Genomic DNA, 18189 nt, shown 5'->3' with positions numbered 1-18189 from the left:
AGCGCGCTTTTTCATGCGAAAGTCACCTTGGATCAGGCGGCTTCTGCTTGTTGGGCCGCGTTGCGACGTTCGCTTTCTTCACGCGACAGCGCAACCGAGGTGCGCACACCACGTCCAACGAACTCCATCAGTCCGCCAACAACGCGCTCATTCGGGTCGATACCCGCGCAGGACAGGACCTCGCGACCATCACGAGAGCGCGCCCACCGGGCAATTTGTTCCGGACCATTGCCATATTTTTTGTCATCGGCAATAGCGTCATCCAGCGCAGCCAGTACGACAGCCGCGAAAAGTTTGCGTGCACGATTGCCTTGCTCGTTGTTAAAGGCAGTGCCGTCAACGAAATCTCTCATCTCGTCTTCCTTGTTGTTCTTGCTCTTGCATTTTCGGCGTGACGGTTCTTATGACCGATTAAGTGCGATTCGGATACACTTAAAATGCATAGTTGCGTTGCGTCATTTGCATAGCTTGCTGCAGGTGCAGCACTAAGTCTCGTCATCTTGTCAGGTGTGTTCCCGCCAGATATAGGAGCGGGAACTGACGCATCAACCGTTTGTGAAGGATTTAAGTCATGCCCAAGATAAATGGGAACGAAATTCGCCCCGGAAATGTGCTTGAGCATAATGGCGGGCTATGGGCCGCAGTCAAAGTTGACCACGTAAAGCCAGGTAAAGGCGGCGCTTTTGCACAGGTCGAACTGCGCAATCTGCGCAATGGTTCGAAATTGAACGAGCGGTTCCGCTCGGCTGACAAAGTGGAACGCGTGCGTCTTGAGCAGAAAGATCAGCAGTTTCTGTACGAATCTGACGGCATGCTGGTTTTCATGGATTCCGAGACATATGAGCAGATCGAATTGCCTGCGGAACTGCTGGGCGAACGCCGCCCGTTTCTGCAGGACGGCATGACAATTGTCGTCGAATTTTATGAAAGCGAGGCTCTGAACGCCACGGTGCCTCAGAAAGTGACCTGCAAGATCGTAGAGACCGAGCCTGTGGTCAAAGGTCAGACCGCCGCGAATTCGTTCAAGCCGGCCATTCTGGACAACGGTGTAAAAGTCATGGTGCCGCCATTCGTCGGTCAGGATGAGATGATCGTGGTGAACACCGAAACCATGGATTATTCCGAACGCGCCTAACCACGCGTTTGCCAGAGCAAAGAAAAACCGCGTGGACCCGTGCCGCGCGGTTTATTTGTCAGCTGCCCCGTCTGATTTGGCGATACCGTTCGGGGTTGGGGCCAAACAGTTCAAGCATCAGTTCATACTTAATGCGATTGGCGCTGACCTGCCGGTAAAAGGCGATCAGGAATGCCGTGGGGCCCTGAATGCGGCTGAGGCCGCTTGTGGCGGCGACCACAGTGCCGACATCCGTTTTCCCGTTCAGAACCAAATAGCCACCCAACATCAGAACGCCGACCGTTCCGGCTCCGTTTATGACGCTCAGTAGAAACTTGGCCGAAAGCTTCCAGATGAACATCTTGCGCCGTGTTTCGTAGATCTCGTCGAACTGCGCCTCAACCTCGCGCGCGATTTCGTTGATCCGCTCGACATTCAGCTTATCGTTGGCTCCGCGTAATATCCGGACACGTTCGGCGACAAACACGTTCACCTTGCGTTGGGATACCAGCACGATGATGATCTGCGGCACGATCATCGAAAAGGCGATCATGCCCAGCCCCGGCTGTGTTGACGAGATATAGCCGATCACACTGACCAACGTGCCGATCTGAACGACCGGGTCCGAGAAGGCGCCGCCCGCGAATTTCCCCAGCTCTTCTGCCTCGGCTGAAATCGCCGTGGTCATCGTGCCCTTGCGCATCGTTTCGCCCGAGACATTGATATCTGAGGCACGCAGCAGCAGCCTTTGGCGGATCATGCGGATCAGATCTTCGCCCAACGTTCCTGCGCGATAGCTCAAAAGCCACTTTAGGGCGAGGCTGAGTAGGATGACGGACATCATTCCTGCACCCAGGTAGATCAGCTTGTCCGTAGTTACGTCGGCAGAGGTCAGGTGGTTGATGATGTCGCGCTGAAACTCCAGCGGAACTGCAGCCAGACCCGCGATCGCAATGGACAGAACGATGAGGATGATCTGCCGTCCGGCGCTGGCGCGCCAGATTGCCCTGTATAGCTGAAACATACGTGCATCCGGATTGCTGAATTCAAACCAGTGTGACAGCGCACTTGGCTATGTTCAAACCACACCAATTCAGTCGGTCGCTCAGCCGTGCCGGTTCGGCAACACGTTAAGTGTCCAACTGTACGGTGGCGTCACCGGCCTGCATGTCGTTACCCACGCGGTCTAATCGCAAATAGGCGATCCCGCGGCCATTGGATTGGGTGAACAATGTACCGGCCGGTTTTCCGCCAGAAGTAATTGCAGTTCCAACCGCTGCAGACCCCGCGACGCTAACGCTGCGCAGACCCTTGCGCAGTTCAGTCTTGTGTTTCATCCGCGCGGTGACCTCTTGCCCGACGTAACAGCCTTTCTTGAAGTCCAAGCCATTCAGCGCCTCGAACCCGGCCTCAAGGATATAGCTGTCGGGGGTCAGTTCGATGCCGGTTTCCGGAATGCAGTGTCGCACGCGGATTGCATCCCAATCTGTATCGTCGTCGTTTTCCGCACCCGCAGTATAGGCCCGCCACCCCATGTCTGGATGGCGCGGGTCGGGCAGGGCACCTTCGGGGGCAGGGCCAGTACCGCGCTGCAGGTTCAGGCCACTGTCTTCGATGCTGACATCTGCACGCAGTTTGTACATGCTCAACCGTTTGGCAAATCCATCGGCCAGACCTTCAGAAACATCCAGCAAAACCGTGTCACCGTCCCGTTTCAGGAAGAAGTCCGCCAGATATTTGCCTTGGGGGGTCAGCAGGGCGGCGTAGACCAGCCCATTGTCCAACCCTGCGATGTCGTTGGTGATCAACCCTTGAAGAAAGCTGTCGGTGTCCGAGCCGCTCAGGCGCAATATACGGCGGTTGGGCATCTGGGTTGTCCTCGTCTTTTCCTCGGACCTCGTGATATAGGGGTTTCCGCTGCCATGACCAGAGGGTTTCCGCCGTGCCTGCGCAGATTAGCATCGTTATCCCGACCCTGAATTCGGACGGGAGCCTTCCCGCGACCCTTGCGGCCTTGATGGAAGGCCTGCATGCGGGGCTGATCCGCGAATTGATCGTCTCGGACGGTGGGTCGACTGATCAGACTTTAAAGATTGCAGATGAGGCCGGGGCTGAGATCGTGACCGGGCCACCTTCGCGCGGGGGGCAATTGGCCAGAGGATGCACCGCAGCCAAAGGGGACTGGCTGCTTGTTTTGCATGCCGACACGGTTTTGCAAGCGGGGTGGAGCAAGGTTGTAGGCGACCACCTTGGCACCGGAACCCCGGCGGCGTTTCGTCTGGCGTTTCGGGCATCAGGCTTTGCGCCAGTATGGGTGGCGGGTTGGGCCAATTTACGCAGTCGCCTGTTTGGCCTGCCGTATGGCGATCAGGGCCTGTTGGTCCCGAGTGAGATGTATCGAAAGGCGGGGGGCTTTCCCGATCAACCCTTGATGGAGGACGTCGCTTTGGTCCGCAGTTTGCGCGGCATCACTTTGCTGCCCAGCCGGGCAGTTACGAGCGCGGATCGCTATGAGCGTGCGGGCTGGTTGCGTCGGGGAGGGCGGAACCTGTGGACTCTGACGCGGTATTTTCTGGGCGCAGATCCTGCGAAGCTGGCGCAGGACTATCGGCGCTGAGCGACGCGCGCAGCTCGACCACGGATTTGCCCAGCCGGAACGGCGCCGCGAAACTGACCAGACACAACGCGATGATCTGCAGCACAAGTATATGGGCATTGTCTTGCAGGTATTCCCATTCGTCCTTCAACTTGCCGACCTGTTCCACCAGATCATCATAGCTTTGCGCCAGGATCAGATAGTCTCCGGCAATCGCGGGAACCTTGCGGCGCATGTTGTCGATCGCGGCCTGTGTTATGTCGTCCAGAGTGGTAAAGACTAGGAACTGATCGATGTTGAACGCATCAGCCTTGTCGGCCATTGCGCGCATTTCGTCCTGTTCGTCTTTTGCCTGACTGCCAAACAAAAAATGCAGCCCCTGCAGTGGCGCGACCTCATTTGTGACTGCGATGAACAATGGCAGGTCGGCATTGCTGGCGGTTGAGGCCGACAGGAATTCGACCTTTTCGCACAGCACTGCAGTATCCGGATCAAAAGCCGGGTCGCAGAACCGCAGGCGGAACCGCGCGGCATCACGGTCAAAGGCCAGCCCGGCGGCGTAAGCCACGTCTATCTGGCGATCCAGTCGCGAGCTATCCGAAGTGTAAAGCCCGGCCAAAACCGCGACCAGCGCGCCAACGCCACCCAGCACGACCCAGACTAGGTCCGCGAGTTTCCAGGCACGATGCCCGGCGGGTTTACGGAAAAGAAAGGCGGTGCCAATCGATCCAATCAGAAAGAACAGGATCAAAAGCGGCAGTTGGTTTTGGGTCACGAAACTCATGCCTTCAAAGTGACGGCCTGCCATGCGGCTGGCAACACTCCTCACGCTCAGTTGTTCAGTTTGGGTGGTAAAAAGCCTTTATGAGCCCGAGCTTTGACCGAACTTCCGGAACAGTTTGGTGCGGTCAAAAGCTTGTTCCAACTCATCCGTGCGCTCTTTAACCGAATCCCACAGCCTTTCCTGTACTTCGGCGATGACGCATTCCATCAAAACCAGAATGGCTGCCATTGAATCCCACGCCGACGGCACGGCAATACGCGCCGCAAAGGTGTGTTTGGCCAGCCGATGAATGGGTGAGCGCCACTGATCGGTGAACAGAATAATTTCAGCCTCGCGTTCATGGCACAGCTGGCCGATCAGTAGGGACGCGTTTTCATATCGGCGAACATCCAATGCGACCAGCACATCGTCTTTGCGTACGTCCAGCAAATCGTGTGTCCACGATGCCGCAACGGGAAGCAGCCGCACGTCGGGGCGGATCATCTGCAGGTGCAGGTACAAGTATTGGGCCAACGTGCCGGTAATGCGGCCACCGGTTATGAAAATGCGTCGGTTGGGGTCACATAACAAGTTGCAGAAACTGTCGAATTCGTCTGGATCAACCTCATCAATCGTGCGTTTCTGATTGGCGAGTGTCTGTTGGGAATACCGGTTCAGGATATGCTCTTCAGGCAGGTCGTTTTGCCACAAGTCACGTTTGGCGACCGGCCCCGAGATCATTTCTTTCACTTCGCCCCGCAGGGCGGCCTGAAACTGCGGATAACCTTGAAACCCGGTCTTTTGCAGCATCCGCGCGACTGTCGTGGTGGACACCGAGGCCGCGCTGGCCAGTTCGGTGATGCTGCCCAGACCGGCCATGGGGTAGTCGTCCAGCAATACACTGACCAGCTGCCGCTCGGATGGGGTCATCTTGTCTTTGTGGGCCAGCAGCCTGTCCGTCACCCGCACGCGGCGTTCCTCCTGCATCTTTTCGATCTTAGTGTGAATAATTTTTCAGCAAGATCAAGAGTGGTGAAATTTATACAGGAAAAATATTGACAGGTTAAGGTCTCTTGTGGAAATTTTTCCACACGCATCTTAATTGGAATCGCAAGGCGGTATTTTGGACTTCGGAACAGTCGTTCACACGGACACAGTGGATGGTCCCTATTCGGTAATGCTGGTCTGCGAACACGCGTCCAGCCGCATTCCCGCGTTTTTGGGTGATATGGGATTGCCCGTGGACGCGCTGCAAAGCCACATCGCGTGGGATCCGGGGGCATTGGCTGTGGCCAAGCTGATGGCGGCACGCCTGTCGGCACCGCTGGTGTATGGCGGCGTGTCCCGGCTGGTCTATGACTGCAATCGCCCGCCCGAAGCCGCAGGGGCCATGCCGGCGCGCAGCGAGGACTATCAAATCCCAGCTAATGTCGATCTGTCCGAGAAAGAGCGCGAAAGCAGGATTGAGAGCATCTACCGACCCTTCAGCAGGGCGCTGTCTGAACTGATCTCTCAAAACGGGGATACGCTTGAACTTATGGTGACGGTCCACAGCTTTACACCAGTCTACCATGGTCAGACGCGTGAGGTGGAACTGGGCATATTACACGGGACGGATGACCGGTTCGCCCGGGCAATGATGACGACAGCACCCGCCGACCAAACCTATGAGACTCGGATGAATGAGCCGTATTCGGCGGCGGACGGGGTCGCCCATACCCTTGACGCGCAAGCGCTGCCGAACGGGCTGTTGAACGTCATGATCGAGATCCGCAATGACTTGATACAAACGCCCAAGCAGCAAGAGGCGATGGCCGATTGCCTGGCGTCATGGACCGCGCGGACCCTTGCAAATTTTCAGAAAGGGGGCGCGGCGTGATCAAGGCGATGGCCTCATATGTCCGGATCGTCGATGCGGTCAACTACCGGATCGGACGGGTCATGATGTGGGGCCTGTTCGTGATGATGGGCATCCTGTTGTGGTCCTCGATTTCCAAAACCTTCTTTCTGCCATCGCTCTGGACGCTAGAAATGGCGCAGTTTGCGATGGTGACCTATTATATCATGGGTGGGCCGTACTCGATCCAGTTGGGATCGAACGTACGTATGGACCTGTTTTATCACAACTGGAGCCCACATCGGAAAGCGTGGTTCGATGCCTTCACCGTGCTGTTGCTGATCTTCTACCTGGGCGTCTTGTTTTACGGTGGGCTCGGGTCAACGGCCTACAGCCTTGGCTATTGGGGCGATGAACCGGTTTCCTACTTCATTGGTCTTCTGACGGGCAGCGAGGAAATCGGGCGGCTTGAACGCTCATCAACGGCGTGGCGGCCGTATATCTGGCCGGTCAAAGCTATCATGGTGTTCGGCTTTTTCCTGATGCTGCTGCAGGCGATATCGGAATTCTTCAAGGACATAGCCCGGATCAACGGGCAGGAAATCGGGGTCTCACGGGCATGAGTCAGGAATATATCGCCATCTTCATGTTCGCCTTGATGATGCTGATGCTGTTTACAGGTCAGCGTGTCTTTGGCGCGATTGGCGCGGTGGCAACAATTGCCGCTTTGGCGCTGTGGGGAACAGGCGGGCAGGACATCACGTTTTCGGCCGCGATGAAGCTGATGAAATGGTATCCACTGCTGACGCTGCCGATGTTTATTTTCATGGGGTACGTTCTCAGCGAAAGCCGTTTGGCCGATGACCTTTATCGGATGTTCCACGTCTGGATGGGGCCGGTGAATGGCGGTCTGGCTATTGGCACGATTGGATTGATGGTGCTGGTCTCGGCCATGAATGGCCTCAGCGTAGCCGGCATGGCCATCGGTGCGACTATTGCACTGCCCGAACTGCTGCGGCGCGGCTACGACAAGACGATGGTGACCGGCGTCATTCAGGCCGGGTCGAGCCTGGGCATCCTCGTTCCACCGTCGGTCGTTCTGGTTCTCTATGCGATGATCGCGCGGCAGCCGGTCGGACAGCTCTGGCTGGCGGGGATCATTCCGGGCTTGCTGATGGCCGCGATGTTCATCCTGTATATCTGGATCCGATGCCGCATTCAGCCTGAGCTTGGTCCGGCGATGGAAGAAGCGCATGAAGTGCCGCGGGCCGAGAAGATCCGGCTTCTGGGGGCAGGGGCGCTGCCGCTGATCATCTTTGCGGCCATGATGGTGCCGTTTGTGAATGGCTGGACGTCACTGGTCGAAAGCTCGGCCATCGGAGCGCTCACCGCTTTGGCTGTGTCCGTAATCAAACGGCGGATGACTTGGAAGATATTCGAGGACTGCACCAAGCAGACGCTGGCCATTTCCTGCATGTTCATGTGGATCATTCTGGCCGCGCTGGGCTTTGGGGCCGTGTTTGACGGGCTGGGTGCCGTGAAAGCCATCGACAACCTGTTCACCGATCAACTGGGCCTGTCGCCGTGGATGATCCTCATCCTTATGCAGCTGAGCTTTATTGTCATGGGCACATTTTTGGACGACACGGCCATGTTGGTCATCGTGGCGCCACTTTATGTGCCGCTGGTCGGTGAACTGGGCTTTGATCTGATCTGGTACGGGGTGCTTTATACGATCACGACACAGATCGCCTATATGACGCCGCCCTTCGGCTATAACCTGTTCCTGATGCGCGCGATGGCTCCGCCCGAGATCACCCTGCGGGACATCTATGGTTCGATCTTTCCTTTTGTCGCGGTGATGGTGCTGGCGCTGACAATCATCATGATTTTCCCGGAAATCGCGCTTTGGTTGCCCGGGTATGTCTATGGAAACTAATAAGAATGCTCGGTGAACGGGCACAGAAACTTTAACGGAGAGGAATTGACATGACGACAAGACGTAAGTTTCTGAAAACCGCTGGGGTTGGCGTTGCTGCCGCACCACTGGCGACGCCTGCCTTGGCGCAGAACACGATTACATGGCGGATGCAGACCTATGCCGGTCCTGCTCTGGCCGAGCACGTGATTGATCCCGCGATCAAGATGTTCAACCAGATCGCCGGTGACCGGATGCAGATCGAGCTGTTCTATGCTGATCAGCTGGTCCCGACGGGCGAGTTGTTCCGTGCGATGCAGAAAGGCACCATCGACGCGGTGCAGTCGGACGATGACTCGATGGCGTCGCCGACCGAAGTCACCGTGTTTGGCGGCTACTTCCCGTTCGCCTCACGCTATTCTCTGGACGTGCCGGTGCTGTTCAATCAGTGGGGCCTGAACGAGATCTGGGACGAGGAATACTCGAAGGTCGGCGTTAAACACATCAGCGCCGGTGCATGGGATCCGTGCCACTTTGCGACCAAAGACCCGATTAACTCGCTGGCAGACATGAAGGGTAAGCGCATCTTTACCTTCCCGACAGCGGGTCGCTTCCTGAGCCAATTCGGCGTCGTGCCGGTGACTCTGCCATGGGAAGACATCGAAGTTGCTGTTCAGACCGGCGAGCTGGACGGCATCGCGTGGTCGGGCATCACCGAAGACTACACTGTTGGCTGGGCCGACGTGACCAACTATTTCCTGACGAACAACGTGTCAGGCGCATGGGCAGGTCACTTCTTTGCCAATATGGACCGGTGGAACGAGCTGCCCGAGGATCTGCAGACGCTGTTCAAGGTGTGCTGTGATCAGTCGCATTACTATCGTCAGTGGTGGTATTGGGGCGGTGAAGCGAACCTGCGCGTCAACGGCACCAAGATGCAGCTGACCTCTATCCCGGACGAAGAATGGGCAACCGTCGAGGAAGCCGCCGTCAAGTTCTGGGACGAAATCGCTGCCGAGTCCGAGACTAAGGCGAAAGTTGTCGACATCTTCAAACGTTATAACGCCGAGATGCTGAAAGCCGGCCGTCCTTATCGTTACGGCTAAGAAACCCGTCCTCCCGACGCGAGGGGCCTCCCTTGCGTCGGGATTGGACATCAATAAGCGACACCATTTATGCTCACCTCTGTTCCAAGAATAGAAAAACGAAACCGGAAGCACATTTGTGCGCACCGGTCGAAAGAGGTGTGAACATATGGCTATCGCGGGCTTTTTGATTGAGATTTTTGCCGCAACGATGTTGCTGCTATTTGCTGTGCGTCTGGTGCGCACGGGTATTGAACGGCGCTTTGGTGCGCTGTTCCAGTCGATCCTGACACGCCACTCCAACAGCTTTGTTGCAGGGGGGGCTGGCATGGTTTTGGCCACGATCCTGCAAAGCTCGGCCGCCGTTACGGTTTTGCTGACCGGTTTCGCTGCGGCGGGGATGGTGACGTTTGGGATGGCGCTGGCGGGTGTTCTGGGCGCGGATTTGGGCGCGGCGCTTGTCATTCAGGTTCTGTCATATGACTTGGGCTGGCTTCAGCCCGCCTTGCTGGCATTGGGGGGCTGGCTGTACCTCAAATCCGAACGGTCGAATATTCGGCTTATGGGGCGGATCGTTCTGGGCGTCGCCTTTATCCTGATCTCGCTTCAATTCCTGCGCGAAGCAGTTGAGCCGATCCGCGAAAGCGCATTTCTGCCTGCAATCGCGGGGTATTTGGAGACTGACTATTTCAGCGCCTTTATCGTCGGTGCGGTGCTGGCCTTTGTGATGCACAGCTCGGTCGCGACGATCCTGATGTGCGTTGCTCTGGTCCAAATCGGCGCAATTCCCTTTGCGGCCGGGTTGTCGCTTGTGCTGGGGGCAAATCTCGGTTCGGCCTTTATTCCGATGTGGCTGACCCGCGATATGACCGTGACTGCGCGGCGTATCCCACTGGCCAACCTGCTATTGAGAGGCAGTGCGGCGCTGGTGATGCTGATCTTTGTCAATGTCGGCGGATTGCAAGACGCCCTGATGGTGACAGGCCCGGCGCAGTCACTGATTTTTGCACATATCGGATTTAATCTGGCGGTATTCCTGCTCGCCACAGGCTTTGTGAACCAGTTGGAACAGCCAATGGCGGTTCTTCTGGCGGAACTCAAGGTCGAGACCAATGCACTGGATCAGTTTTCGGATGCACTGACCCCACTAGGGAATCCCAGCGGCGAAAGGGCCAGCGTTGCGATGTCTTCGGTACGCCACGAGCTGTTGCAGATGATTACGCAGGTCGAACGTATGTTCCGACCGGTGCTGGATATTTACGAAAAGGATGACAGCGACGCGATTTCTGCGCTTTGGCAGCAGGATGAGCGGGTCAATACGCAACTTACCGAAATACGTCGTTTCGTCGCCCGCTTGCCGCGTCAGAACATGAGCAAGGCACAGATAAAGGCCGCACGAGGGTTGGTCGAATATGCCATCCGACTTGAGGCTGCGGGCGATGTCGTTTCAAACCGGATGACCCGGACTGCCCAGATCAAGCACACGGAACGTTCCGAGTTTTCGGCGCAGGGCTGGAAAGAGCTGACGGATTTGCATTCGGCCATTCTGGAAAGCTTCTCGCTGGCACGTCACGTGCTGTTGGTGGACGACATGGATTGTGCCCGCCGGCTGGTGTTGGACAAGGCCGAAGTCAAGCGGATGTCCCGCAATAGCCGCAAGGCGCACCTCAAACGGTTGGAGCGCGGTCAGACCGAGAGTTTCCAGTCCTCCGACCTGCATCTGGAAACGCTGCGGTCCATGCGGGACCTGCACGGGCACATCGCCGCCGTCGCCTATCCGATCCTCTACAAAAGCGGTCAGGTTCTGGAAACGCGCCTGGTGATGGAAATGGAAAAAGAAGCCAACGATGACTGAAGGCAGGTAATCGAAACCGAGATCTTTCTGAGTGACAAAGGAAACCAATGATGGGCAATGAAGCGATTTTGGCCGATCTGAAAGCCAAATTCGAAACGGGCGAGGTCGACACCGTACTGGTTTGCATGGTGGACATGCAGGGCCGGCTGATGGGCAAGCGGTTTCACGCAGGTCATTTCGTAGCAGGTGCGTGGGAAGAAACCCATTGTTGCAATTACCTGCTGGCCACGGATCTGGAGATGGGCACGCCGGACGGCTATGCCTCGACCAGTTGGGAGCGGGGTTATGGCGATTATGTCATGAAGCCGGACTTGAGCACGCTGCGCCCGGTGCCGTGGCTGGAAGGCACGGCGATGGTGATGTGCGATGTGCTGGATCACCACACGCATGAGGAAGTGCCGCATGCGCCGCGCTCGATCCTGAAGAAACAGGTCAATCGCCTCGAAGCCATGGGTTATGACGCGATGTGCGCCACCGAACTGGAGTTTTTCCTGTTCGAAAAAAGCTTTGACCAGATCCGCAAGGAAGGCTTCCGCGATCTGGAGCCGATCTCGGGCTATAACGAAGATTATCACATCCTGCAGACCACCAAGGAAGAGCATGTGATGCGCCCAATCCGCAACCATTTGTGGAACGCGGGGATACCGGTTGAGAATTCGAAAGGCGAGGCCGAGACCGGGCAGGAAGAGCTGAACATCAAATATGCACCGGCGATGGACACGGCCGAATACCACTCGATCGCCAAGAACGCGGTGAAAGAGATCGCCTGGCAACACGGTCACGCGGCGACATTCCTGCCGAAGTGGCACCATGACAAGGTGGGCAGCTCGTCCCACGTGCATCAGTCGCTTTGGGCAGATGGCAAGCCTGCGTTTTTTGATGCGGATGACGCGTTGGGTATGTCGGCGCTGATGAAAAGCTATATGGCGGGTCTGCTCAGATATGCCGCTGACTATACCTATTTCATGGCCCCCTACATCAACAGCTACAAGCGGTTCATGAAGGGCACCTTTGCGCCGACGCGGATTATCTGGTCGGTAGACAACCGTACGGCTGGCTTCCGTCTGTGCAGCGATGGGACTAAGGCCGTGCGGGTTGAGTGTCGTATTCCGGGCTCAGATATGAACCCGTATCTGGCGATGGCTGGCATGTTGGCCGCCGGGATTGCCGGTATCGAAGAAGGCCTGGAACTGCAATCGCCCACCACCGGTGATGTCTATCAGGGAGACACCGGTATGATCCCCGGCAATCTGCGTGCAGCACGCGATGCGTTGCACGGGTCATCGATGCTACGCGCGGCTATGGGTGATGATGTGGTCGATCACTATGCCCGTGCCGCGGAAGTCGAGATTGAGGAATTCGAGCGCGTCGTGACTGATTGGGAAGTTGCCCGCGGGTTTGAGCGGGCTTGAGATCGGGTCAGGCTGGGGGCGCTGCCCCCACGCCCCCGGGATATTTTTAGCCAGACGAAACAGTGATCCTGTTTTTTTCGGAAATGGAGTTGTTATGGGGCAGATGTTGAAATGTGTCTCGCCGATTGATGGATCGGTTTTTGCTGAACGTGAGGTGTTGTCACGGGATGCAGCGTTTGAAGCGGCAGCGCGATCGCGGGCGGCACAGGCAGAATGGGCGGCGCGGCCGTTGCAGGAACGTATCGATCTTGTCATGGCCGGTGTGGCTGCGGTTGGGGCGGTGAATGACGAGATTGTGCCCGAGTTGGCGCATATGATGGGGCGTCCGGTACGTTATGGCGGTGAGTTTGGCGGCTTTAACGAGCGTGCGAGCCATATGGCTCAGATTGCCGAGGCGTCTCTGGCTGATATCGCAGTGGGCGAGGATGAAACCTTCAAACGCTATATCAAGCGCGTTCCACACGGCGTGGTCTTTGTAGTGGCGCCCTGGAACTATCCCTACATGACCGCAATCAACACTGTGGCCCCGGCGCTGATCGCGGGGAACACTGTGATCCTGAAACACGCCACGCAGACGCTGCTGGTGGGCGAGCGCATGGCGCAAGCGTTTCATTCCGTAGGTATACCCGAAGATGTGTTTCAGAATGTCTTCCTGAGCCATGACGTGACCAATGACCTGATTGCAGGCAATGCGTTCGACTTTGTGAACTTCACCGGTTCAGTAGGTGGTGGCCAAGCGATGGAGCGCGCGGCTGCAGGGACATTCACCGGTGTTGGCACCGAGCTGGGTGGCAAAGATCCGGGCTATGTCATGGACGATGCCGATCTGGATGTTGCCGTGGATACGTTGATTGACGGCGCGATGTTCAACTCGGGCCAATGCTGCTGCGGGATCGAGCGGATTTACGTCCACGAAAGCCTGTATGATGCCTTCGTCGCCAAGGCGGTTGAGGTTGTGAAAGGCTATAAGCTGGGCAATCCTCTGGACAGCGATACAACGATTGGTCCGATGGCCAATGTGCGCTTTGCCAAAGAGGTGCGCGCGCAGATCGCCGAGGCTGTTGCGGCCGGGGCGGTGGCTCATATCGGCACGTTCCCCGAAGACGATGGCGGGGCCTATCTGACACCGCAGATCCTGACCAACGTCACCCATGACATGCGGGTGATGCGGGACGAGAGTTTCGGCCCTGTGGTCGGCATTATGAAAGTGTCTTCGGACGACGAAGCCATCGCCTTGATGAATGACAGTGAATTTGGTCTGACCGCCAGCCTGTGGACCCGCGATGTAGAACGGGCCGCACGCGTGGGCGATGCGATCGAAACCGGAACCGTGTTCATGAACCGTGCCGATTATCTGGATCCGGGCCTTTGCTGGACCGGCTGTAAGAATACCGGCCGCGGCGGCGGTTTGTCCGTCATTGGCTATAACAACCTGACACGTCCTAAATCCTACCACCTGAAAAAGGTCACGGGCTAAGGGCACCGGCCTGCCCGGTACTGACCCCCTCGGCCGAGCAGGTCTCAAATCACAAAGGAATCCTGACATGTCACTTGTTGGAAACTGGTCTTATCCGACCGCAATCAAATTCGGCGCAGGGCGCATCAAAGAACTGCCTGAGGCATGTGCCGCCGCTGGTATACAAAAGCCGTTGCTGGTCACCGACAAAGGGTTGGCCGATCTACCGATCACCGCAGCGACGCTGGATATCATGGAGGCCGCAGGGCTGGGGCGCGGGCTGTTCAGCGATGTGGACCCGAACCCGAACGAAAAAAACCTTGAGGCAGGGGTCGCGGCCTATAACGCGGGCGGCCATGATGGTGTGATCGCTTTTGGCGGCGGTTCCGGATTGGATCTGGGCAAGATGGTTGCCTTTATGGCGGGCCAGACACGACCGGTTTGGGATTTCGAGGATATCGGCGATTGGTGGACACGCGCGGATTCGGATGTCATTGCGCCGATTATCGCTGTGCCGACCACAGCCGGGACCGGGTCTGAGGTCGGGCGCGCCAGTGTCATCACGAATTCCGAAACCCACGCGAAAAAGATCATATTCCATCCCAAGGTTCTGCCGACCGTGGTGATCTGCGACCCCGAGCTAACAGTTGGCATGCCCAAATTCATCACGGCGGGCACCGGTCTTGATGCATTTGCGCATTGTGTCGAGGCGTATTCCAGCCCGCATTATCATCCGATGAGCCACGGCATTGCGCTGGAAGGTATGCGGCTGGTCAAGGAGCACCTGCCACGCGCCTATGCAGATGGTACGGATATTGAGGCCCGCGCGCAGATGATGAGCGCGGCAGCGATGGGGGCGACCGCCTTCCAGAAAGGCCTAGGCGCGATCCACGCCATGAGCCACCCGATTGGCGCTGTTTTCAACACTCACCACGGCACCACCAACGCGGTTTGCATGCCCACAGTGCTGGAATTCAATGCCCCAGCAATCGCTGATCGGTTTCAGTCGGCGGCAGCCTATCTGGGAATTGATGGCGGCTTTGACGGCGTCCGCGGCTTTGTCCAGTCGTTCAACGACTCGCTGGGTATCCCAACCAGACTGTCCGAACTGGGTGTGACCGAAGCTGCGATCCCGGAACTGGTGCAAGGCGCGATCATCGATCCGTCTTGTGGTGGTAATCCAATCGAATTGACTGAGGACAATCTGACCGCTCTGTTCAAGGCTGCATTGTGATCGGTCTTGCTCTGTGCAAGTAACGAAACCGGCCCGTATCTTGGGCCGGTTCTCTCTGCGCGAAAGGTTCGGACGTGACTCTGTTTGTCATCGCCATCATTTTGACGGCTGCGTTGCTGCATGCGGTGTGGAACGCCATCGTCAAAACAGCCGCCGACCGAACGACCACTTTGGGTCTTGTCGCATTTGGGCATGTCATCCCTGCAACGGCCATGGTCCTGCTGCTGCCGTTGCCCAGTGCTGAAAGCTTTCCCTATATCCTGATCTCGACCGTCGTGCATTTTGGGTACTACTACATGCTGGGCAAAGCCTATCAGCATGGGGATCTGAGCGTCGTCTACCCGATTGCCCGTGGTATTGTGCCTGCGTTGGTCTCGCTCTGGGCGATGATACTGGTGGGCGAGGTGCTGCCATTGCAGGCATGGGGCGGGATTGCACTGATCGCGCTTGGTATTCAGCTCAGCAGTTGGAGTGCCTTGCGGTCCGGTGTCGGGCGCTGGGCGCTGTGGTTTGCACTGGGTACGGGGTTTTGCATCTCGATCTATTCAGTTGTGGACGGCATCGGCGTGCGGTTGTCGGGCAATACGCTTAGCTACTGGGCCTGGGGCGCGTTTCTGCATCTGTTCATCGCCGGGTTCGTCGGCATCAAAAAGCGGGACACACTGGCCAGCCTTCCTGCCAAGGTCTGGATGATCGGAATCCTGGGCGGGCTGGTGTCGATGACGGCCTATGGTCTGGTGCTTTACGCCAAGAATTTCGCACCACTCGGTGCGGTTTCAGCACTGCGTGAGACTTCGGTGATCTTCGCTGCGTTGATCGGGTTTATCTTCCTGCATGAGGGCAACTGGATGCGTCGCCTTGGTGCGGCCTTACTGATGGCCGTTGGCGTTGCCCTGATCGGTATGTCCGTCTGACCCCGGCGGCCTTGCCGCGCGCGCCGGTCGTCTCGCATAGTGGGGGCAAGTGACGAGAGGGCGTTTTGATGACCAAAGAGATTGTTCTGATCCACGGGGCCTTTGCCGGACCTTGGTGCATGGCGGACTACGCGGGTTTCTTCCGCGCGCGCGGCTGGACGGTGCACACCCCTGCACTGCGCTTTCATGGCGGGGACCCCAAGGCCGAACCTGACCCCGGGCTTACGGATACCAGTGTCGCGGATTATACCAATGATATTGCCGAGTTCGTACAGGGCTTGGACAGCAAGCCTGTCATCCTCGGCCATGCCATCGCGGGCGTGGTGGCGCAGCAGGTGGCCGAGCGTGGGTTGGCCAGTGCCATTGTCTTGATCAACCCGAACGCGCCGTGGGGCACCTTGCCCGAAACCGACGATGAGCGCGCCATCCCGCGCGCGCTGATGGAGGGCGGGGCGTTCTGGAAACAGCCCATGCATGTCGAGTTCGACCTGATGGCCCCTTTTGCGCTGAACAAGATGCCCGAGGCGCAGCAGCGTGAAGTGTTCGACCAGCTGGGTGCAGAAAGCGGGCGGGTGATGTTCGAGATGTTCTTTTGGATGTTCGACGATCACCACGCGATGAAGGTCGATATCGACAAGGTCGATTGCCCGGTGCTGATCGTCTCGGGAACCGAGGACCGCGCCGTCAACCCCGACACCTGCCGTGCTCTGGCCAATCTGTACGGGGATCGCGCGACGTTTATGCCAGTGGAAAACCACGCGCATTTCCTGTTCATGGAACCCGGCTGGGAACACCCCGCCGGCCAGATCGCGGACTGGCTGGAGGGGAAGGTGGGCTAGAAGGCCCGACCTTTCAGTTCAGCGATTGACCTGAATACCGCTCTCTGGTTTCCACTTCATGGCACCGTCGCCGCCTTTGATACAACGCAGAAGGTGTTCTTCGCGCGTACTGGACGTTTCGGTCACGGTGTTGTTGCCAGAGATCACAACATAGGCGTCCACCGAATAAGCGAGGCCGTTGTAGTAACAGAACCGTAACTCTGCCCCGACCGGAATAGGCGATGCGCCGATCAGCGACTGCTGCGCGCTTGCCTGACTGGCCAACAAGGCAAAGGCCAGCCCGAGGGTTAGTGATTTCATATTGTCCTCCCGTTCGAAATTTATGTTCGTTCAAATTGGGTCTTGGACGCTCGGATCCTCAAAATTTGTTCTTTGATGACAATTGCGCGCAAGTGTGAACGGGATCAACGGGTTAGGCAAGGGGGGTGTTTTGGGGTGCATATGTGGGGGGGGCTCGCGTTATCCATCTAATGCATGACCCGAGGCATCTATCATGCACCCCTCTCGCCTCAATCGGCGGGAGTTATCTGCACCCACCCCCGGCGCGGGCGCGAGTTTTCCTGTCGAGGTGAACGCCTATTTACAATGGAGCAGTAGGTGGACCGGGCAACGCTCTTATGGGGATGACTAGGTTCTGGGTTGAATCGACTTTCTCGCCAATTCTTGCGTCACAGAAATAGATTCTTACGGGGTCGCTTGTTAGTACTTGAAGATCCCTAGGTAGATTACAGTGTTTTCTGGCCAGCCCCAATTCTGGGAACCATGTAAATAGATCCAGCCAGTTCGGTGCTGAAGCCCTGAGCAATTGCTCCGTTCCGCGAGATGGAGATGCTGTGCAGTCTACATAGCCAATTCCGTCGAATTCATAAACTTGCCAACAACTCAGCGCGCGATTCTCCAACAGCAAACGCACTTCTTCAGGTTGAGTGATCTCGATACCCCAGAAACGAAATGACGCGGTCTTGGGACCGGGACGTTTGTCAGAAAACTCAAACGCCAACTTGCCATCATCAGAAATGCTCGGAATGCCGTGGAAGTGTACCTTGTCGTAAGTAACACGTTGGGTTTTCAGCGAAGAATGCTCAACTGACATTTCAGCATGAGCATTGGGTAAGGTCATCAATAAAGAAGCAATAACCGCGAAAAACGAAATCTTTACCGACATT

General features: G+C 57.1%; 18 protein-coding genes and 1 pseudogene. 12 read left to right on the top strand and 7 right to left on the bottom strand.

Going from position 1 to position 18189, the window contains the following annotated elements; genetic code table 11:
• Positions 1 to 32: 32 nt before the first annotated feature.
• Positions 33 to 353: a DUF6280 family protein gene (locus AC2FIB_RS10595; RefSeq protein WP_008757056.1), complete on the bottom strand. Its 321-nt coding sequence runs from the start codon at positions 351 to 353 to the stop codon at positions 33 to 35.
• 218 nt (positions 354 to 571) lie between these two features.
• Between AC2FIB_RS10595 and efp the strand changes: the two genes are divergently transcribed.
• Positions 572 to 1135 carry an elongation factor P gene (gene efp, locus AC2FIB_RS10590; protein ID WP_058274164.1) on the top strand — a complete coding sequence of 188 codons (564 nt, stop codon included), beginning with the start codon at positions 572 to 574 and terminating at the stop codon, positions 1133 to 1135.
• 58 nt (positions 1136 to 1193) lie between these two features.
• Here efp and AC2FIB_RS10585 read toward each other — a convergent pair whose 3' ends face one another.
• A complete protein-coding gene (locus AC2FIB_RS10585) occupies positions 1194 to 2138 on the bottom strand; it encodes an ABC transporter transmembrane domain-containing protein (protein ID WP_496736310.1) in 945 nt (314 codons plus the stop codon).
• 106 nt (positions 2139 to 2244) lie between these two features.
• A complete protein-coding gene (gene ygfZ / locus AC2FIB_RS10580) occupies positions 2245 to 2982 on the bottom strand; it encodes a CAF17-like 4Fe-4S cluster assembly/insertion protein YgfZ (RefSeq protein ID WP_496736311.1) in 738 nt (245 codons plus the stop codon).
• 74 nt (positions 2983 to 3056) lie between these two features.
• On the opposite strand from ygfZ, the gene AC2FIB_RS10575 reads away from it, so the two are divergent.
• Positions 3057 to 3731, top strand: a complete 675-nt coding sequence (locus AC2FIB_RS10575) for a TIGR04283 family arsenosugar biosynthesis glycosyltransferase (RefSeq protein ID WP_496736313.1) — start codon at positions 3057 to 3059, stop codon at positions 3729 to 3731.
• A 7-nt stretch (positions 3732 to 3738) separates the two neighbouring features.
• On the opposite strand, the pseudogene AC2FIB_RS10570 reads toward AC2FIB_RS10575, so the two are convergent.
• A pseudogene (locus AC2FIB_RS10570) lies at positions 3739 to 4494 on the bottom strand (hypothetical protein); the annotation flags it as partial.
• Positions 4495 to 4572: 78 nt separating this feature from the next.
• Positions 4573 to 5460: a MurR/RpiR family transcriptional regulator gene (locus AC2FIB_RS10565; protein ID WP_496736315.1), complete on the bottom strand. Its 888-nt coding sequence runs from the start codon at positions 5458 to 5460 to the stop codon at positions 4573 to 4575.
• A gap of 136 nt (positions 5461 to 5596) precedes the next feature.
• Here AC2FIB_RS10565 and AC2FIB_RS10560 point away from each other — a divergent pair, with 136 nt between their 5' ends.
• The 10 genes from AC2FIB_RS10560 (at position 5597) to AC2FIB_RS10515 (ending at position 17023) form a co-directional block, all read left to right on the top strand.
• Positions 5597 to 6352: an N-formylglutamate amidohydrolase gene (locus tag AC2FIB_RS10560; RefSeq protein WP_496736317.1), complete on the top strand. Its 756-nt coding sequence runs from the start codon at positions 5597 to 5599 to the stop codon at positions 6350 to 6352.
• Entirely contained in the window at positions 6349 to 6933 is a 585-nt protein-coding gene (locus tag AC2FIB_RS10555) for a TRAP transporter small permease subunit (RefSeq protein ID WP_496736319.1), read from the top strand. Before AC2FIB_RS10560 ends, AC2FIB_RS10555 begins: the two co-directional genes overlap by 4 nt.
• Entirely contained in the window at positions 6930 to 8249 is a 1320-nt protein-coding gene (locus tag AC2FIB_RS10550; protein ID WP_496736321.1) for a TRAP transporter large permease, read from the top strand. Before AC2FIB_RS10555 ends, AC2FIB_RS10550 begins: the two co-directional genes overlap by 4 nt.
• Before the next feature lie 50 nt (positions 8250 to 8299).
• Complete coding sequence (locus AC2FIB_RS10545; protein WP_170417601.1) at positions 8300 to 9334, top strand: TRAP transporter substrate-binding protein; 1035 nt, start codon at positions 8300 to 8302, stop codon at positions 9332 to 9334.
• A 148-nt stretch (positions 9335 to 9482) separates the two neighbouring features.
• Positions 9483 to 11168 (top strand): Na/Pi cotransporter family protein, encoded by a 1686-nt coding sequence (locus AC2FIB_RS10540; RefSeq protein WP_496842010.1) that lies wholly within the window; start codon positions 9483 to 9485, stop codon positions 11166 to 11168.
• Between the two features lie 50 nt (positions 11169 to 11218).
• Positions 11219 to 12580 carry a glutamine synthetase family protein gene (locus AC2FIB_RS10535; RefSeq protein WP_496736325.1) on the top strand — a complete coding sequence of 454 codons (1362 nt, stop codon included), beginning with the start codon at positions 11219 to 11221 and terminating at the stop codon, positions 12578 to 12580.
• Positions 12581 to 12674: 94 nt separating this feature from the next.
• Complete coding sequence (locus tag AC2FIB_RS10530; RefSeq protein WP_496736327.1) at positions 12675 to 14057, top strand: aldehyde dehydrogenase family protein; 1383 nt, start codon at positions 12675 to 12677, stop codon at positions 14055 to 14057.
• A 67-nt stretch (positions 14058 to 14124) separates the two neighbouring features.
• Positions 14125 to 15270 carry an iron-containing alcohol dehydrogenase gene (locus AC2FIB_RS10525; RefSeq protein WP_496736328.1) on the top strand — a complete coding sequence of 382 codons (1146 nt, stop codon included), beginning with the start codon at positions 14125 to 14127 and terminating at the stop codon, positions 15268 to 15270.
• A 74-nt stretch (positions 15271 to 15344) separates the two neighbouring features.
• On the top strand, positions 15345 to 16184 hold the full coding sequence (locus tag AC2FIB_RS10520; RefSeq protein ID WP_496723667.1) for an EamA family transporter: 840 nt from the start codon (positions 15345 to 15347) through the stop codon (positions 16182 to 16184).
• A 68-nt stretch (positions 16185 to 16252) separates the two neighbouring features.
• A complete protein-coding gene (locus tag AC2FIB_RS10515) occupies positions 16253 to 17023 on the top strand; it encodes an alpha/beta hydrolase (RefSeq protein ID WP_496723656.1) in 771 nt (256 codons plus the stop codon).
• An 18-nt stretch (positions 17024 to 17041) separates the two neighbouring features.
• Here the strand turns inward: AC2FIB_RS10515 and AC2FIB_RS10510 are convergent, their stop codons facing one another.
• Entirely contained in the window at positions 17042 to 17323 is a 282-nt protein-coding gene (locus AC2FIB_RS10510; RefSeq protein ID WP_496736330.1) for a hypothetical protein, read from the bottom strand.
• Between the two features lie 280 nt (positions 17324 to 17603).
• Complete coding sequence (locus AC2FIB_RS10505) at positions 17604 to 18188, bottom strand: hypothetical protein (protein ID WP_496736332.1); 585 nt, start codon at positions 18186 to 18188, stop codon at positions 17604 to 17606.
• Position 18189 lies beyond the last annotated feature (1 nt).

It is taken from the genome of Ruegeria sp. YTSA072 (assembly GCF_059610285.1).
The sequence above is the reverse complement of the archived record's forward strand: the minus strand, read 5'-3'. Positions and strand labels throughout refer to the sequence as shown.

Excerpts from the sequence above, each read along its gene's own strand:
- AC2FIB_RS10595 (WP_008757056.1), bottom strand. The coding sequence starts at position 353 with ATGAGAGATTTCGTTGACGGCACTGCCTTTAACAACGAGCAAGGCAAT.
- efp (WP_058274164.1), top strand. The coding sequence starts at position 572 with ATGCCCAAGATAAATGGGAACGAAATTCGCCCCGGAAATGTGCTTGAG.
- AC2FIB_RS10585 (WP_496736310.1), bottom strand. The coding sequence starts at position 2,138 with ATGTTTCAGCTATACAGGGCAATCTGGCGCGCCAGCGCCGGACGGCAG.
- ygfZ (WP_496736311.1), bottom strand. The coding sequence starts at position 2,982 with ATGCCCAACCGCCGTATATTGCGCCTGAGCGGCTCGGACACCGACAGC.
- AC2FIB_RS10565 (WP_496736315.1), bottom strand. The coding sequence starts at position 5,460 with ATGCAGGAGGAACGCCGCGTGCGGGTGACGGACAGGCTGCTGGCCCAC.
- AC2FIB_RS10550 (WP_496736321.1), top strand. The coding sequence starts at position 6,930 with ATGAGTCAGGAATATATCGCCATCTTCATGTTCGCCTTGATGATGCTG.
- AC2FIB_RS10545 (WP_170417601.1), top strand. The coding sequence starts at position 8,300 with ATGACGACAAGACGTAAGTTTCTGAAAACCGCTGGGGTTGGCGTTGCT.
- AC2FIB_RS10540 (WP_496842010.1), top strand. The coding sequence starts at position 9,483 with ATGGCTATCGCGGGCTTTTTGATTGAGATTTTTGCCGCAACGATGTTG.
- AC2FIB_RS10535 (WP_496736325.1), top strand. The coding sequence starts at position 11,219 with ATGGGCAATGAAGCGATTTTGGCCGATCTGAAAGCCAAATTCGAAACG.
- AC2FIB_RS10530 (WP_496736327.1), top strand. The coding sequence starts at position 12,675 with ATGGGGCAGATGTTGAAATGTGTCTCGCCGATTGATGGATCGGTTTTT.
- AC2FIB_RS10525 (WP_496736328.1), top strand. The coding sequence starts at position 14,125 with ATGTCACTTGTTGGAAACTGGTCTTATCCGACCGCAATCAAATTCGGC.
- AC2FIB_RS10515 (WP_496723656.1), top strand. The coding sequence starts at position 16,253 with ATGACCAAAGAGATTGTTCTGATCCACGGGGCCTTTGCCGGACCTTGG.
- AC2FIB_RS10510 (WP_496736330.1), bottom strand. The coding sequence starts at position 17,323 with ATGAAATCACTAACCCTCGGGCTGGCCTTTGCCTTGTTGGCCAGTCAG.
- AC2FIB_RS10505 (WP_496736332.1), bottom strand. The coding sequence starts at position 18,188 with ATGTCGGTAAAGATTTCGTTTTTCGCGGTTATTGCTTCTTTATTGATG.